Source organism: Actinomyces gaoshouyii, assembly GCF_002076915.1.
Lineage (GTDB): Bacteria > Actinomycetota > Actinomycetes > Actinomycetales > Actinomycetaceae > Actinomyces > Actinomyces gaoshouyii.
The window spans coordinates 1,180,221-1,197,096 of sequence record NZ_CP020468.1 but is presented as its reverse complement, the minus strand read 5'-3'; the positions used below and the strand labels follow the sequence as shown (position 1 = coordinate 1,197,096).

At 69.8% G+C, this 16,876-nt stretch carries 11 protein-coding genes and 1 tRNA gene; 10 read left to right on the top strand and 2 right to left on the bottom strand.

Annotation, left to right across the window (positions count from 1 at the left end; translation table 11 throughout):
- The first annotated feature begins 14 nt into the window (after positions 1-14).
- Complete coding sequence (pyk, locus tag B6G06_RS04875; RefSeq protein WP_080462681.1) at positions 15-1,445, top strand: pyruvate kinase; 1,431 nt, start codon at positions 15-17, stop codon at positions 1,443-1,445.
- Positions 1,446-1,592: 147 nt separating this feature from the next.
- Here the strand turns inward: pyk and B6G06_RS04870 are convergent.
- Positions 1,593-1,666, bottom strand: a tRNA-Leu gene (locus tag B6G06_RS04870).
- A gap of 111 nt (positions 1,667-1,777) precedes the next feature.
- Between B6G06_RS04870 and B6G06_RS04865 the strand changes: the two genes are divergently transcribed.
- A complete protein-coding gene (locus B6G06_RS04865; protein WP_080462808.1) occupies positions 1,778-2,422 on the top strand; it encodes an ANTAR domain-containing response regulator in 645 nt (214 codons plus the stop codon).
- 118 nt (positions 2,423-2,540) lie between these two features.
- On the opposite strand, the gene B6G06_RS04860 is transcribed toward B6G06_RS04865, so the two are convergent.
- Entirely contained in the window at positions 2,541-2,969 is a 429-nt protein-coding gene (locus B6G06_RS04860) for a PaaI family thioesterase (RefSeq protein WP_308421829.1), read from the bottom strand.
- Between the two features lie 204 nt (positions 2,970-3,173).
- On the opposite strand from B6G06_RS04860, the gene polA reads away from it, so the two are divergent.
- The 8 genes from polA to B6G06_RS04820 all read left to right on the top strand — a co-directional run bounded on the left by polA (position 3,174) and on the right by B6G06_RS04820 (position 16,598).
- Complete coding sequence (polA, locus tag B6G06_RS04855; protein WP_080462680.1) at positions 3,174-5,960, top strand: DNA polymerase I; 2,787 nt, start codon at positions 3,174-3,176, stop codon at positions 5,958-5,960.
- A gap of 237 nt (positions 5,961-6,197) precedes the next feature.
- Positions 6,198-7,649, top strand: a complete 1,452-nt coding sequence (rpsA, locus tag B6G06_RS04850) for a 30S ribosomal protein S1 (RefSeq protein WP_073451858.1) — start codon at positions 6,198-6,200, stop codon at positions 7,647-7,649.
- 176 nt (positions 7,650-7,825) lie between these two features.
- Positions 7,826-9,568, top strand: coding sequence for a hypothetical protein (locus tag B6G06_RS04845; RefSeq protein WP_229657911.1), 1,743 nt, complete (start codon positions 7,826-7,828; stop codon positions 9,566-9,568).
- Entirely contained in the window at positions 9,552-10,430 is an 879-nt protein-coding gene (gene coaE / locus B6G06_RS04840; RefSeq protein WP_095532486.1) for a dephospho-CoA kinase, read from the top strand. Before B6G06_RS04845 ends, coaE begins: the two co-directional genes overlap by 17 nt.
- 132 nt (positions 10,431-10,562) lie before the next feature.
- Entirely contained in the window at positions 10,563-12,659 is a 2,097-nt protein-coding gene (uvrB, locus tag B6G06_RS04835) for an excinuclease ABC subunit UvrB (protein ID WP_080462677.1), read from the top strand.
- A 218-nt stretch (positions 12,660-12,877) separates the two neighbouring features.
- The gene (locus B6G06_RS04830; RefSeq protein WP_229657912.1) at positions 12,878-13,489 is read left to right on the top strand and encodes a hypothetical protein; all 612 of its coding nucleotides are present in this window, start codon (positions 12,878-12,880) and stop codon (positions 13,487-13,489) included.
- The gene (locus tag B6G06_RS04825; RefSeq protein WP_240494018.1) at positions 13,477-15,006 is read left to right on the top strand and encodes a glycosyltransferase family 2 protein; all 1,530 of its coding nucleotides are present in this window, start codon (positions 13,477-13,479) and stop codon (positions 15,004-15,006) included. Before B6G06_RS04830 ends, B6G06_RS04825 begins: the two co-directional genes overlap by 13 nt.
- On the top strand, positions 15,003-16,598 hold the full coding sequence (locus tag B6G06_RS04820) for a glycosyltransferase family protein (RefSeq protein WP_081171228.1): 1,596 nt from the start codon (positions 15,003-15,005) through the stop codon (positions 16,596-16,598). Before B6G06_RS04825 ends, B6G06_RS04820 begins: the two co-directional genes overlap by 4 nt.
- Positions 16,599-16,876: the final 278 nt, after the last annotated feature.

The window sequence follows — 16,876 nt, the reverse complement described above, 5'->3', positions numbered from 1 at the left end:
CTAGCATATGGGCCATGCGTAGAGCCAAGATCGTCTGCACCCTCGGTCCCGCCACAGATTCTCCCGAGCAGGTACAGGCGCTCGTGGACGCGGGCATGAATGTCGCCCGCATCAACCGTTCCCACGGCAGCGCCGAGGACCACGAGAAGGTTATCGCGCGCGTGCGCCAGGCCGCCGAGGCCTCCGGTCGCTCCATCGCCATCCTCGTGGACCTCCAGGGCCCCAAGATCCGCCTCGGCCGCTTCGTCGGCGACCAGAAGGTCATGCTCAACAAGGGCGACGAGTTCACCATCACCACGGATGACGTGCTCGGCACCGTCAAGCGCTCCTCCACCACCTTCAAGGGCCTGCCGGGGGACTGCCGCCCCGGCGACCGCCTCCTCATCGATGACGGCAACGTGGCCGTGCGCGTCACCGCCGTCACGGACACCGATGTGGTGACGAGGGTCGAGGTCCCCGGGTACGTCTCGAACAACAAGGGCATCAACCTGCCCGGCGTGGCCGTCTCCGTGCCGGCGCTCAGTGAGAAGGACCGCGAGGACCTGCGCTGGGCCCTGAAGGTCGGCGCGGATGTTATCGCCCTGTCCTTCGTGCGCGACGCGAACGATGTCAAGGACGTCCACGAGATCATGGACGAGGTTGGTACGCGCATCCCCGTCATCGCCAAGATCGAGAAGCCCCAGGCGGTCGAGCACCTCCTGGAGATCGTCGACGCCTTCGACGGCATCATGGTGGCCCGTGGGGACCTCGGCGTGGAGATGCCCCTGGAGGCCGTGCCACTGGTGCAGAAGCGCGCCATCGAGCTGGCCCGACGCAACGCCAAGCCGGTCATCGTGGCCACCCAGGTGCTGGAGTCGATGATCCAGAATCCGCGCCCGACGCGCGCCGAGGCCTCGGACTGCGCCAACGCCATTCTCGACGGCGCCGATGCGGTCATGCTCTCCGGTGAGACCTCGGTGGGCGCCTACCCGATCGAGGCCGTGCGCACGATGGCCAACATCATCGAGAACGTGGAGGAGCACGGCGGCGAGCGCATCGCCCCGCTGGGCTCCTTCCCGCAGACGCGCGGCGGGGCCCTGACGCGCGCCGCCGCCGAGATGGGCGAGCAGCTCGGCGCCGACTACCTCGTCACCTTCACCCAGTCCGGCGACACGGCCCGCCGCCTGTCCCGCCTGCGCTCGCCCATCCCGCTGCTGGCCTTCACGCCGCTGACGACGACGCGCAACCAGCTCTCGGTCTCCTGGGGCGTGCAGACTTTCGAGGTCCACGAGGTCAGGCACACCGATGAGATGGTGGCACAGGTGGATAAGACCCTCCAGGACAGGCACCTCGCGCAGGTCGGCGACTCCGTCGTGATCGTCGCCGGCATGCCCCCGGGCACCCCGGGCTCCACGAACTCCATCCGCGTCCACACCGTGGGGGAGAAGGCCGACTACCTCGGCTGAGGCGGCCGATGGATGCGGCGCCGCGGCGGTTCTGCGTTGCGCCGACCGGTGCCATCCGCACCCGCTGGAGCGAAATCCACCCACTGGTGCGGGCGGACGCACCAGTGGGCGAATTCCGCGCCTCTCGGTGCGAGAGGCCCTCCTCGGTACCTCCGGTGGGACTCGAACCCACAACACTCCGATTTTGAGTCGGATGCCTCTGCCAGTTGGGCTACGGAGGCGCGTGACGACCGGGGCCGCCACGCGGCGGTACCGGGCAGTGACCGGCTCGTGTCTCGCTGTGCCACTGTGCCTGGCCCACCACGTACGACGATCATACTAGACTCATGCCCGTGAGTACCGAGTCCAGCACTAGCGCCCGTCGGGTTCTCGTCGCCGAGGACGAGACCCTCATCCGTCTCGACATCGTCGAGACCCTCACCGAGGCCGGTTACGAGGTCGTCGCCGAGGTCGCGGATGGCGAGGAGGCCGTCCGCCTCGCGGGCGAGCACGAGCCAGACCTCTGCGTCATGGACGTCAAGATGCCCGTCATGGACGGCATCACCGCCGCGGAGCAGATCATCGAGAAGCATGGCTGCGCCGTCGTCATGCTCACCGCCTTCTCCCAGACCGAGCTCGTCGAGCGCGCCAGTGCCGCCGGCGCCATGGCGTACGTCGTCAAGCCCTTCACCCCGGCGGATCTCCTGCCGGCCCTCGAGATCGCGTTCTCCCGCCACGAGGAGATCGCCTCCCTCGAATCCGAGATCGCCGACCTCAATGAGCGCTTCGAGACCCGCAAGCGGGTGGATCGCGCCAAGGGCCTGCTCATGGAGCGCATGGGCCTGTCCGAGCCCGAGGCCTTCCGCTGGATGCAGAAGACCTCCATGAACCGGCGCCTGACCATGCGCGAGGTCGCCGACGCCGTCATCGAGCAGGTCGGCTCCGCCGCCAAGAGCGGCGGGAAGACGGCCAAGGCCCCCAAGAGCGCGGACGCCTGAGCCGGGCTTGGGCAGGGCGCTCCAGCGTCTCACGTCTCAGTCCCGCGGCCTTTCAGCGCTCATGCGGGCACTGCCCGTGGGTGCCGGCCTCGCCCGAGCTGCCATTCGGGGCACCGTGTCAGACGAACATGCTCCGCAGCGTGCCCCGGGCGGTGGTCCTGCCCTCGTCGTCGCTGAGGACCACTTCGTGGACGCAGGTCTTCCTGCCGACGTGAATGGGCTGCGCCACCGCCGTCACCCATCCCTGCCGCACCGGGCGGAGGTGGCTGACCTGCAGTTCCGCGCCCATCGGGAGCATGCCCTCCGGCGCCGCCCGCCGGGCCGCGAAGGATGCCGCCGTCTCGATGAGCGAGGCGCTCGCGCCCCCGTGCAGAACCCCGGAGACCTGCCGGGCGCCTTCGACGGGCATCCGCATGACCGTGCGCTGGGCGCCGAGCATGACGATCTGCATTCCCAGGGTCGCCATGAGGGTTCCCGCTTCGCGGTCATCCATCGCGGTTCCCATGGCGGAGGCGGCCGACACGGCCGAGCCGGGGGGCAGGGGCACGGGGAAGCGCCTCGTCCGCCGAGGGGGAAATGCCGCCGTCACTTCGGGCGACTCCGCCGATTCCCCACTGGCGCCCGCCCCGCTGGGCCCGGCGGCAGCATCTGGGCTGACCGGGCTGGGTGCCGTCTCCGCATCTGAGAAGGCCGGGCGGTCGGTCGGGAGGGCACTGGGGCTCATGTCGCGCATACCCCGTAGGCTGGCACGGTGAGCACCTCCACGACCAGACCCGCACCCTCATCGCAGGCTGGAGCGGCCCGCCGTCTGCTCCTCATCGACGGCCACTCCATGGCCTTCAGGGCCTACTACGCCCTGCCAGTGGAGAATTTCATGACCTCCACCGGCCAGGCCACCAACGCCGTCCACGGCTTCGCCTCCATGCTGCTCTCCCTCATCGAGCAGGAGGCTCCCACGCATGTGGCCGTCGCCTTCGATCTGGCCGGCGGTACCTTCCGCACCGAGGACTACTCCGAGTACAAGGGCACCCGGGACGCCACGCCCGAGCCCTTCATCGGGCAGGTCGAGCTCATCCAGGAGGTCCTCGACGCGATGGGCGTACGCTGGCTGACCAAGGACCGCTACGAGGCCGATGACATCCTCGCCACGCTGGCCACCACCGGCCAGGAGGAGGGCATGGAGGTCCTCCTGTGCTCAGGGGACCGCGACTCCTTCCAGACCGTCACCGAGCGATGCACCGTGCTCTACCCGATCAAGGGCGTGTCCACCCTGCGCCGCATGACTCCCGCCGAGGTCGAGGAGCGCTACGGCGTCACTCCCGAGCGCTACCCGCACCTGGCCGCCCTCGTGGGCGAGGCGAGCGACAACCTGCCCGGCGTGCCCGGGGTGGGCCCCAAGACCGCCGCCAAGTGGATCGCCCAGTACGACGGTCTCGACGGCGTCATCGCCAGCGCCGACCGGATCAAGGGCAAGGCGGGCCAGTCCCTGCGCGACCACCTCGACGACGTCCTGCGCAACCGCCGCCTCAACCGGCTCCTGACCGACCTCGACCTCGGCGTCGACCCCGCTCGGGACCTGGAGTACCTGGGTGCCGACCGCGCCGCGCTCACCCGCGTCATGGAGGCCCTGGAGCTGCGCACCATCCTCCAGCGCGCCCAGCGCGCCCTGCCCTTCGCCGATACCTCGGACCACGGTCCCCAGGGCACGGCCGCCCTCCAGGGCCCCACTGCGGCCCTCGAGGCCCTCGCGCCGCGGGTTCTGGGCCGCGGCGTCGAGCCCGGCCGCCTCGCCGAGGCCCTCCAGGAGCTGGCCGAGGGACCTCTCGGCCTCCACATCGTCGGCGATCTGCGCCCGGGTCTGGGCGACCCGCGCCTCGTGGCGCTGTCCGACGGTGAGAGGGCCGTCGTCGCCGACCCCTCCCTGCTCCTGCCCGATGACGAGCGGGCCCTCGGAGCGCTCCTGGCCGATCCGGCGCGGCGCCTCGTCGTCACCGACGCCAAGGGCGCCACCCACGCCTTGGCCGCCCGGGGATTCGAGCTGCGCGGCGTGGTCGCGGACCCCTCCCTCGCCGGGTACCTGTGCCGCCCCGAGCAGCGCAGTTACGATGTCGACAGCCTCGTCCAGCGCTGGCTCGGCATCGACCTGGCCGCCATGGAGGACGACGCCGGTGCTGACGGCGCCCAGCAGGGCTTCGACCTCGACGCCCTCGCCGCGGACGCCATCCCCGCCGACGCCCTGCGCGCCGCGCGCCGCGCCGCCGCCCTCCTGCCGCTCCAGGGGGCCCTCGACGCCCAGATGGACAGGCGCGGGGCGTCGGCGCTCTTCACCGGTCTCGAGATGCCCGTCTCTCAGTGCCTGGGCAGGATGGAGGCCCTGGGCATCGCCGTCGATGACGATGTCCTGGCCGCCCGCGAGGCCGAGCTCGACGGGCGCGTCAACCATGCCCGGGCAGCCGCCTTCGAGGCCGCCGGCCACGAGCTCAACCTCTCCAGCCCCAAGCAGCTCCAAACCGTCCTCTTCGACGAGCTCGGCATGCCCAAGACCCGCAAGACCAAGACCGGCCACACCACGGACGCCGGTGCCCTGGCCGAGCTCTACGCCAAGACCGGGCACCCCTTCCTCGCCCAGCTCCTGGAGCACCGCGACGCCATCAAGCTGCGCCAGACCGTCGAGGGACTGCGCAAGGCGATCCAGCCCGATGGCCGCATCCGCACCACCTTCCAGCAGACGATCGCCGCCACCGGGCGCCTGTCCTCCATCGACCCCAACCTGCAGAACATCCCCGCCCGCACCGAGGAGGGGCGCCGTATCCGCGAGGCCTTCACCGTCGGCGAGGGCTACGAGTGCCTCATGACGGCGGACTACTCCCAGATCGAGATGCGCATCATGGCTCACCTGTCCGGGGACGAGGCCCTCATCGAGGCCTTCCGCTCCGGGGAGGACCTGCATCGCTACGTGGCCGCCCTCGTGCACCGCATCGACGTCGACGACGTCACCCCTGAGCAGCGCGGCCACGTCAAGGCCATGAGCTACGGCTTGGCCTACGGGCTGTCCACCTACGGCCTGGCCAAGCAGCTGGGCATAGAGAACACCGAGGCCATGGCGCTGCGCGACGCCTACTTCTCCCGCTTCGGGCGCGTCCACGACTATCTCGAGGCCGTCGTCGACCAGGCGCGCCGCGACGGCTACACCCAGACCATGCTGGGGCGGCGCCGCTACCTGCCGGACCTGAGCAGCGATAACAGGCAGCGCCGCGAGATGGCCGAGCGGGCGGCCCTCAACGCCCCCATCCAGGGCTCGGCGGCGGACATCGTCAAGCGCGCCATGGTGGACGTCGCGGAGGCGCTGACGGGACGGGGCCTGGACAGCCGCATCCTCTTGCAGATCCATGACGAGCTCCTCCTGGAGATCGCACCGGGGGAGGCCGACGCCGTCGAGGCCCTCGTGGAAGAGTGCATGGGCGGGGCCATCGCGCTGTCCGTGCCCCTCGACGTCTCCGTGGGGCGCGGCGGCACTTGGCGCGATGCCGCCCACTGAGCACCGCCTGTGAGGAAAACCATGATGGTGCGCGCGCCAGGGCTGTGGGAACCTCAGGGTTCCGAAACGCCGACGGCCTGGTAGAGTTCGCTGCGTGCGCCCCTCGGGCGGATCGCCCTCTCATGAGGGATGATCAGCCCGACCGCGTGGTGATGCCAGTCCGGGCTGCCTCATCGCGCGGGGGACGCATGGCATCTATCGTCCCGACCCCCAAGTCCGTTTCGGAGCAACCCCTACATGACCAACAACACGCCCAGCCCTGCCCCGGTCGCCGTCAACGACATCGGCTCGACCGAGGACATCCTCGCCGCCGTCGACGAGACCATCAAGTACTTCGATGACGGCGACATCGTCGAGGGCACTGTCGTCAAGGTCGACCACGACGAGGTCCTCCTCGACATCGGCTACAAGACCGAGGGCGTGATCCTCGCTCGTGAGCTGTCCATCAAGCATGACGTCGACCCCGACGAGATCGTCTCCGTCGGCGATGAGATCGAGGCCCTTGTGCTCCAGAAGGAGGACAAGGAGGGCCGTCTGCTCCTGAGCAAGAAGCGCGCCCAGTACGAGCGGGCCTGGGGCACCATCGAGCGCGTCAAGGAGGAGGACGGCGTCGTCACCGGATCCGTCATCGAGGTCGTCAAGGGCGGCCTCATCCTCGACATCGGCCTGCGCGGCTTCCTGCCCGCCTCCCTGGTCGAGATGCGCCGTGTCCGCGACCTCCAGCCCTACGTGGGCCGCGAGCTCGAGGCCAAGATCATCGAGCTGGACAAGAACCGCAACAACGTGGTGCTCTCCCGTCGGGCCTTCCTCGAGCAGACCCAGTCCGAGGTCCGCACCAACTTCCTGCAGACCCTCGGCAAGAGCCAGGTCCGCACCGGTGTGGTCTCCTCCATCGTCAACTTCGGAGCCTTCGTGGACCTGGGCGGCGTCGACGGCCTCGTCCACGTCTCCGAGCTGTCCTGGAAGCACATCGACCACCCTTCCGAGGTCGTCGAGGTGGGTCAGGAGGTCACCGTCGAGGTCCTCGACGTCGACTTCGACCGCGAGCGCGTCTCCCTGTCGCTGAAGTCCACGCAGGAGGACCCGTGGCAGGCCTTCGCCCGCACCCACGCCATCGGTCAGGTCGTCCCCGGCAAGGTCACCAAGCTCGTCCCCTTCGGCGCATTCGTCCGCGTCGAGGACGGCATCGAGGGCCTCGTCCACATCTCGGAGCTCGCCCAGCGCCACGTCGAGGTGCCCGAGCAGGTCGTCAAGGTCGGTGAGGACGTCTTCGTCAAGGTCATCGACATCGACCTCGAGCGCCGCCGGATCTCCCTGTCCCTCAAGCAGGCCAACGAGGGCGTCGACCCCGCCGGCGAGGACTTCGACCCCTCGCTCTACGGCATGGCCGCCGAGTACGACGAGAACGGCAACTACAAGTACCCCGAGGGCTTCGACCCGGAGACCAACGAGTGGCTCGAGGGCTTCGAGGCCCAGCGCGAGGCCTGGGAGGCCGAGTACGCCGCCGCTCACGCCCGTTGGGAGGCCCACAAGGCCCAGGTGGCCAAGGCTCAGGAGGAGGACCAGGATTCCGGCGAGGCCGTCCCCGCCGGCTCCACCTCCTACTCCTCGGCCCCTGCGGAGGCCACGGGCACCCTCGCCTCCGACGAGGCCCTCGCCGCCCTGCGCGAGAAGCTGACCGGCAACTGAGCGGCCAACGCGCATAGCGCTCCGACGGCGCCCCCGGCCCAGCGGCCGGGGGCGCTCCCATGCCACGAGCGCGTCATATCCGGCAGTGCTCCCATCGCGAATGATCTACTCTCTATGCGAGGCTGAACCAGGGCGCGGCGCCCTGCCGTCGCAGTCGACCCCTGAGAGGCAGGATGATGAGTTGGTCCGACGACTCCGAGGCCCTGAGCGGTATTGAGGAACCGAGGTCCCCCTCCGGGGCGTCCGCGTTCCTCGCCGCTGTGACCTCGGCATTCGACGGCCCCGATCCCACGGATCCCGGCAGTCGGGAGGAACTGCGCCGCTGCGGACTGGGGGAGGCCCTCGCCGCTGTCGACCGCGCAGCGCTCGTGGCACTCGCCGAGGACCCGCGGCTCAGCAGGGATGAGATCGAGGCGGCGATCAGCCATTGCATCGGCATCCGGCGCGCGGCGGGCGCCTCCGAGCTCCCCACGCGCTACGCCCGCATCGAGATGTGCGCGGCGCTCGGCCGGCCCGCCGAGGCACTCGGCGAGCTCCGCGAGGCCAGGCTCTTCTCCATGGGGGATATCGACCCGCGAGTCACCCTGGCGGCGGCGGCCTTCAACGATGACTTCTCCGGTGTCATCCGCACCGCCTCCTGCGCCGCACTGCGCAAGATCGCAGATCCCTCCGCAGCAGCCGAGGGACTGTCCCTCAGTCTTCTGCCGTATCTCGCGCAGGACCGCCGGGTCGAGGGCGAGGATGCGCTCGCCGCCCTCGATACTCTCCAGATCCCGGGCTGGCAGCGGTTGCGCGTGCTCGGTCGCCGCCTGGAGTACATGGCCCTGGCCGGCCAGTGGGAGCGGGCCATGGCCGTCATACGGCACACCGACCTCAAGGACGGCTTGCAGTCCACCGCCTGGACCCTCATGAACACCGCGGCCCGCATGGCGCTCGTCCTGCGCGAGGCCGTGAGCGTCGGCCACGGCCATGACGCACTGGGCGCCGCCGTGCAACTGCGCTGCGAACTTGGACCCGAGCTCGCGCTGACAGGCTGGGACACCGTCGCCCACGCCTGGGATATGACCACCGCCTTCGCCCGAGTCCTGGCCCGCATCTTCGACGAGCGCAATGGCGGCAACGGCGTCTCGGAGCGCATTGAGACGCGCATGGCCGCCGAGGCCTCCAGTCTGCGCAACCGCTCCCACGGCACGATGACCGGTGGCTTCGGCGTGCAGGTCGAGACCGTCGCCAACCGCGCCGCGCTCATCCAGGAGACCCGGGAACTGCTCGTCCTCGCCCGCGGCTACGGCCTCGGCGCGGTGCGCGAGCGGGCCATGCGCACTGCGGAGATGGTGAGCGATTCCCTCGCTGCGGGCATCGATGAGACCCAGCTCGAAGTCATCATCGAGCTCCGCGTCCTCTTCGCCCGCCTCCTCCTCGCCCTGGGAGCCACCGAGCGCGCGGAGGGCGAGGCGCTGCGCACGGCGGAGCTGTGCCTCGCCCAGGGCTGGCAGGAGATCGCCTGCGCCTCCTATGCGACAGCCGGACGAGCAGCCTTCGAGCGCGACGAGGTCCGTGCCGCCCGCGAGCACGCCAACCAGGTCAGGGCAATCCTCAGTGACTGGGGCACCAGCCGCATGAGCGAGCGCCTGACCGTGCTCGTCGAGGCCATCGGGGACCCCACCGGTTCGGTCCTCCTCCTCACCGACCTCGCCGAGCGCACCTGCCGGAACATTGAGGAGGACGGCACCCTGGCCGCCCCCACCCGTGAGACCTGCCGGAAGGCGCGCTTCGAGCTCGGCAGGGTCGGCCGCGCCCCCGAGGGCGTCGAAGCCCGCCTGAGCGCGGTTGAGGAGCGGATCGCCCCCTACGTCCGCGGCCGGGGAGGCCGGCACCGCGCCGCCGGATCAGCGGATACCGATGGCTCACCGGCCTGATACGGCGGTCAGGCCGTGGGAGGGGCAGATCGCGGCCTCTCTGGTGGGGCGCCTGAGGGCTCATGGGCACCCCTTCTCCCTCCCTGATCCCGCAGCGCCCCCCGAACCGGGCACCATCCTCGGTCTGCCCGCCCCCGCAGCCCTTCCCCCCGGCACGGGCGAGCGAGCCCTGCTCGCCCTCATCGGGGAGCTGACAGAGATCCTCGCCCGCAGGCGCGCCTTGGCCGCAGGGGTGGGCCGGCTGGCCGCCCCTCGGGGTGAGCGCGCCCTGCGCGTGGGCCTGACCGGCGGTATCGGCACTGGCAAGTCCACCGTCGCCCGCCTCCTCATCGAGCATGGGGCAGGCGTCGTCGACGCCGACGCGATCGCCCGGGAGGTCCTCGCCCCCGGCAGCAAGGGCCTGGCGGAAGCGGCCGCGGCCTTCGGGGACGGCATCCTCGCCGCGGACGGCTCACTCGACAGGGCCGCGCTGGCGAGCCGCGTCTTCGGGGATGCCGCTGCCCGGGCGCGCCTCGACGCCATCACCCTGCCTCGCATCGCAGAGCTGGCCGCCTACCGACTGGAGGCCGTCTCCCCGGGCGGGGTCGCCGTCTACGACGTGCCCCTCCTCGTCGAGAGCGGCATAGCCGACCTGTTCGACTGCGTCATCGTCGTCGAGGCGTCCCGGGAGACTCGGCTCGCCCGGCTCGCCCGGCGTGGAATGGATGAGGCGGACTCGCTGCGGCGGATCGCCGCCCAGGCCAGTGACGCGCAGCGCCGCTGCCTGGCGGATATCGTGCTGCCCAATGATCGAGACGAGCGGGAACTGGCCGACGCCGTCGCCCGGCTGTGGGAGGACCGGCTGGAGCCCGCCCTGCCCTGACCGGACCACCACTGGGGCGCAGGTCGCCCACCCTGCTGGGGGTGCGCCCGGGCCCGCGGTGCGCGGTACGGCGGGCGCCATGACCGCCTCCACCGACGATCCGGGGAAGCGCGGAGCAGTAGCCTAAAGCCCATGCGCCCCGTCACCGACCTGCGTCGAACCGACAAGCCCTTCGAGGTCGTCAGCCAGTACACGCCCAGTGGCGACCAGCCCACCGCCATCAATGAGCTTGCCGAGCGCTTGAACGCGGGGGAGAAGGATATCGTCCTGCTCGGCGCCACCGGCACCGGGAAATCCGCCACCACCGCCTGGCTCGTGGAGAAGGTGCAGCGCCCCACCCTCATCTTGGAGCCGAATAAGACACTGGCCGCCCAGATGGCCGCCGAGTTCCGCGAGCTCCTGCCGAACAACGCGGTGGAGTACTTCGTCTCCTACTACGACTACTACCAGCCCGAGGCCTACGTCCCCCAGACGGACACCTACATCGAGAAGGACTCCTCGATCAACGACGAGGTCGAACGACTGCGTCACAGTGCCACGAACTCCCTGCTCACGCGCCGCGACGTCGTCGTGGTCTCCTCGGTGTCCTGCATCTACGGCCTGGGCACGCCCCAGGAGTACGTCGACCGCATGACGCCCCTGACGGTGGGTGATCGGATCGACCGCGACGACCTGCTGCGCCGCTTCGTCGCCATGCAGTACACCCGCAACGACATCGACTTCACCCGCGGCACCTTCCGTGCGCGCGGCGACACCGTTGAGATCATTCCCATGTATGAGGAGCTCGCGATCCGCATCGAGTTCTTCGGCGATGAGATCGAGTCCCTCTCCACCCTGCACCCGGTCACCGGGGACGTCATCGCCTCCGCCGAGCAGGTCTACGTCTTCCCCGCCTCTCATTACGTGGCCGGCCCCGAGCGGATGGCCCGGGCGATCGAGGGCATCGAGGGCGAGCTCGCCGAGCGCCTGTCCGTCTTCGAGCGCGACGGCAAGCTCCTCGAGGCCCAGCGCCTGCGCATGCGCACCACTTACGACCTGGAGATGCTCCAGCAGATCGGCACCTGCTCGGGAGTGGAGAACTACTCGATGCACATGGACGGGCGCGACCCCGGAACGCCCCCCAACACCCTGCTGGACTACTTCCCCGAGGACTTCCTCCTCGTCATCGACGAGTCGCACGTGACCGTCCCCCAGATCGGCGCCATGCACGAGGGCGACGCGTCCCGCAAGCGCACCCTCGTCGACCACGGCTTCCGCCTGCCCTCGGCGCTCGACAACCGCCCCCTGACCTTCACCGAGTTCGAGAACCGCATCGGCCAGACGGTTTACCTGTCCGCCACCCCCGGCGACTACGAGAGGCAGCGCTCCGACGGCGTCGTCGAGCAGATCATCCGCCCCACCGGGCTCGTGGATCCCAAGATCGTCGTCAAGCCGACCCAGGGGCAGATCGACGACCTCCTGGAGGAGGTGCGCCGGCGGGTGGACAAGGACGAGCGCGTCCTGGTCACCACGCTCACCAAGCGCATGGCGGAGGATCTGACCACCTATCTCGCCGAGCGCGGCGTGCGCGTGGAGTACCTGCACTCCGACGTCGACACGCTGCGCCGCGTCGAGCTGCTGCGCGAGCTTCGGCAGGGCCGTTTCGACGTCCTCGTCGGCATCAACCTCCTGCGCGAGGGGCTCGACCTGCCCGAGGTCTCGCTGGTGTCCATCCTCGATGCTGACAAGGAGGGCTTCCTGCGCTCCACGAGGTCCCTCATCCAGACCATCGGTCGCGCGGCGCGCAACGTCTCCGGCGAGGTCCATATGTACGCCGATACCACCACCCCCGCCATGGCGGAGGCCATCGAGGAGACCGAGCGACGCCGCGCTCTCCAGCTCGCCTACAACGAGGCCAACGGCATCGACCCCCAGCCCCTGCGCAAGAGGATCGCGGATGTCACCGACATGCTCGCCCGCGAGGACGTCGATACCGAGGAGCTCCTCGCCGGCGGGTACCGGGGCCACGAGGAGGCCGCGGTGCGAAGGGGGCGCAGGAAGGCCGCCGAGGCCACGGTCCGTGAGCGCCTCGCCGGAGCGGCGCAGGGCGATCTCGCCGATCTCATCACCGAGCTCACTGAGCAGATGCACGCGGCGGCGGTCGATCTCCAGTTCGAGCTCGCGGCGCGATTGCGCGATGAGATTCAGGATTTGAAGAAGGAACTGCGCGCCATGCGGGAAACGAGCTGACCCACTGGCGCCAATGGGACCGCCATGATCCGGGGACCATGAGCGGAAGGCGAGAAAACACGGGGATCACAGAGGATTCACGGGGCGGTAACGAAATACTCGCCATATGCGTTGACGTCGGGTATCCTCCGCATGGGCGTGGGCCCTGCCCGCCTTCTCGTCTCATTCTGCTGCTCCCTGACGGCGTCCTCCCTTCAACGGAAGAGCACACCCCTCCCATGAGCAGTCCCGTGCTGGCGGCAGCGCGCCGGCCCTCACGCGCTTTCAAGATCCCGCGGTTCGTGCCGCATCTCCTCATCCTCACCATGATCGCGTTGATCGCGATTCTGCTCATTCCCGGGCCCGCCATCACGACGGGCGCCCGAATGTGGCGGATCGGCGCTGTGATCCTCGCACTCGCCCTCGTGATGACGCGCCGCAAGCAGCCCCGCATCGACGACCGGGATCTCGACCGCATCCTCGCCGTCGGCGGCCTCGTCACCGCCGTGTGGATCATCACGCAGTGGGAGACCTCGACACATCCCGTTGCCGCAGTATTCGCCGCCATTTCCGTGGGCCTGGGCCTGGCGCTGTGGGTCGTGGGGACCCGGGAGATCTCCTGGCTCGCCCCCGCGATCCTTCCCCTGGGTCTCAGTCTCGTGCCCTGCCTCGACTCGGTGCTGCTCGGGATGACCGCCTTGGCGCTGTGTGCGCTGGCGGCCCTGGCCCTCACCGTCGCCAACGGCCTCGCCCCACGGGGGCAGTTCCAGCGGATCGTCCCCGCGCGCCTCGTCGTCCCCGCGCTCGCCGCCATCGCGCTGGCCGCAGTCACCAGGGGGTGGTTCGCCTGAGCGACATCCGCGTCCTGCCCGGGCGGCAGCACCACCTCTTCGATCTGCCCGATCCCGCCGAGCTCGTCGACCAGGACGAACGGGCCCTGGAACTCGCCTGCTACGGCCTGTCCGAGGCGGCGCCCGAGTACTCCGCCAGGGGAGTGCTGGTGGTCTGGCAGCGAGTGGTGCTCATCGCCGTCGTCGCACTGCTCATCGTCGGCCTCGTTCTCGTCCCGAGGTGCACAGGGATCACCGTCGTCGCCATCGTCACGGCCGTCTACGCCATCGCGCTCGTCTACCGGGTCGCCCTGTTCCAGCTGGGAGCCAAGGGCGGCCATGTCGTTACGGTGAGCGATGAGGAGGCGCGCGCCGTGCCCCATGCCGAACTGCCCCGGTACACCGTGCTCGTCCCGGTCTTCCACGAGCCCCTGCTCGGCGAGCTCGTGCGCAGGCTGGAGCGCCTGGACTACCCCCGCCACCTCCTCGACATCCGCCTCCTCCTGGAGGCCGACGACGAGGAGACCAACGCGGCCGCCTCCGGGCTTGCCCTCGGTCGGCACATCACCATCGTCCGCGTGCCCGCCCACGAGCCGCGCACGAAGCCGAAGGCCTGCAATTACGGCTTCCTCACCGCCGAGGGCGGCATGTGCACGATCTACGACGCCGAGGACTCCCCCGATTCACTGCAGCTGCTCCGCGCCGTCGTCGCGATGAGAAGGCTCGGGCCCCGGTACGCCTGCGTGCAGGCCCGGCTCGGCTTCTACAACGCCGATCAGAACCTCCTCACCCGCTTCTTCGCGCTCGACTACGGATCATGGTTCGGCAACCTCCTGCCTGGGCTCGTGGCGCTCGGCGCGCCGATCCCGCTGGGCGGCACCTCCAACCACTTCCGCTCCGACGTGCTGCGGCGGGTCGGAGCCTGGGATCCCTGGAACGTCACCGAGGATGCCGACCTGGGGCTGCGCCTGGCCCGCGCCGGCTACCAGGTGGGAGTTTTCGACTCGGACACGGGGGAGGAGGCCAATCCCGACGCCATCAACTGGGTGCGCCAGCGCAGCCGCTGGTACAAGGGCTACTTGCAGAGCTTCCTCGTCCACCTGCGCCGCCCCCGACTCGTCAGCCGTCAGCTCGGCGCGAGGGGCATCGCCGGCCTCGTCATCTTCATCGCGGGCACGCCGCTGCTCTCAGCACTCAACGGGTTCTTCTGGGCCCTGACGGTCGCCTGGTTCACCTCCCACGACCCGGCGGTGGCGGCGCTATTCCCGCCAGCCGTCTACTACCTGGGCATGGTCAGCCTCATCCTCGGCAACTTCGCCGTGCTCTACATGGGGCTGTTCACCGCTCGGCAGATGGAGCGCCCGGGGCTCCTCATCCCCGCGCTTCTCATGCCGCTGTACTGGATCCTCATGTGGTTGGCGGCGGTCAAGGCGGTGCTGCAGCTCATCACAGCGCCCTCCTACTGGGAGAAGACCGCGCACGGCCTCCACAAGGCTGAGGGGCCCCGGACCGAGCAGGCCGCGGGGGTGGCGGTATGACCCGGCAGTACCTTGGCTCCGCTCGGAGGAGGCAACGGAGGATCGAGCGGGGAGTCGTCGTCGCGGTGCTGATCGCCTACCTCGGGGCGGGTTGGTGGCTCAGCGCTCACGACCTCATCTTCCCCGATGCCATGAGCCGCGTCGCCAACGGCTACTACACGATGCACAGCCGGGATCCGCACCTGGCCGCCATCGGCTTCGTCTGGAACCCGCTGCCCTCGCTGGCCGTCATCCCCCTCCTCCTGCTCACGCCGATCTGGCCGGCGCTGGCCTCCAAGGCTGTGGCGGGCTGCCTCGTATCCGCGGTGTGCGGGGCGGTGACGGCGGGGCTGGCGCACCGTCTACTGGGGATCCTGGGAGCCCGGGGTGTGGTACGCCTCCTGCTCACCGCAGCCTTCGCTCTCCATCCCCTCGTGCTGCTGGGCGCGACGACGGGTGCTAGCGAGGCTATGTTCCTCCTGGCCTGCCTGTTCACCGCGCTTCATCTCGTTCGGTGGCTCACCGACCCCATGCCCTGGCATCTTGTACAGGCCGGGATGGGCGCCGGCATCGCCTACCTCGTGCGTTACGAAGCGCTGGCGGCGGGCGCCGCGATGACAGTCCTCGTCGTGGGGACCACGTGGTGGCGCGAGAGAAGGCGGAAAGGGGCGGCGGGGATGGCTCTGCTCGACGGGGTGCTCGTTGCCGCGCCGATCACTGCGGCATTCGGCCTATGGGCCCTCGCCAGCAAGATCATCGTCGGCTCCTGGTTGGAGACTTTCACCTCACAATACGGCAACTCCGCCCAGGTCGGGACCTTCCGCGTGTCGATCGACGGAATCGTTGGCACGGGCAGCGGCGCGCAACTGGTCTACATCAGTGAGCAACTGATCCGCACCGCGCCCCTGGCGGTCCCATTGACAATCCTGGCGCTGCTGGTCGCCTGGCGGCGCCGGGAGCCGACCTTCCTCGCGCCCATGTTCGTGCTCGGATCGATCCTGCTGTTCCAGAACCTCGCATTCCTGCGAGGGATGTCATTCGGATGGATCCGCTTCCAGATCGCCGCCGTGCCCCTGGCGGTACTCGCCGCCGGATACCTCGCGGCATCGGCAAGCGAGTGGAGTCGGAGCCGGTGGGTTCGCAAGGGTCTCGGGCCAGCGCTGGCGGGCGCGCTTGTCCTGGCCCTGCCCTTGGCCTGGGTCACGGAGGCCGACCCCCGGTTCGGTCGCGAGGAGGCACTCGCCCGCGAAGTCGCCAAGGGTCGGCAGTACGAGATCGAGGCGGCGGTCGCCCAGGATATTGGGCGCATGGGACTCGGGAGGGGCGCGGTGATCACCGATGTCGCCTACTCGTTCCCGATTGTCCTCGCCTCCCGCAACCCCGCGGTCTTCACGATCACCACCGACCGCGACTTCGAGGATCGACTGTCTCATCCCCGGTCCTCCGCGGCGGACTACGTGCTCATCAGCGCCCCCGACAGCGCTCCTGCGGACGCGGTGGATAAGGTGTATCCGGGCATGTGGGAGAACGGCGCGGGCGTCGCCTCCCTGATAAGGGAGTGGAAGGACGGCCGGGGCCTCGCCTGGCGCCTCTACCGCTTCAACGACGCTTGAGAACCGGCGGTGCGGGCCCGCTCCGCACCGAGCGCCCGCTGAGGCGTAGGACCGGGGTCATTGTGGACGCGTCCCGGGGTTGTGGACGTGCGGTGGGGCTGCCGACGCGCCCCCGGGGTGCGTCCACAACTCCCGGGCACGTCCGCAACCCCACCGCACGGCGGCAACCAGGCGACAACAGGCCCGACAGCAGAACCACAACCAGCAGAAGACACCCTATGAGCCCAGGAGGGGAGTCGCGATCAGCTCGGGACGGGATCGTCCGGTGTCCTCCTCGA

Coding starts and splice junctions, on each gene's coding strand:
- pyk (WP_080462681.1), top strand. CDS start 15: ATGCGTAGAGCCAAGATCGTCTGCACCCTCGGTCCCGCCACAGATTCT.
- rpsA (WP_073451858.1), top strand. CDS start 6,198: ATGACCAACAACACGCCCAGCCCTGCCCCGGTCGCCGTCAACGACATC.
- B6G06_RS04845 (WP_229657911.1), top strand. CDS start 7,826: ATGAGTTGGTCCGACGACTCCGAGGCCCTGAGCGGTATTGAGGAACCG.
- coaE (WP_095532486.1), top strand. CDS start 9,552: ATGGCTCACCGGCCTGATACGGCGGTCAGGCCGTGGGAGGGGCAGATC.
- uvrB (WP_080462677.1), top strand. CDS start 10,563: ATGCGCCCCGTCACCGACCTGCGTCGAACCGACAAGCCCTTCGAGGTC.
- B6G06_RS04830 (WP_229657912.1), top strand. CDS start 12,878: ATGAGCAGTCCCGTGCTGGCGGCAGCGCGCCGGCCCTCACGCGCTTTC.
- B6G06_RS04820 (WP_081171228.1), top strand. CDS start 15,003: ATGACCCGGCAGTACCTTGGCTCCGCTCGGAGGAGGCAACGGAGGATC.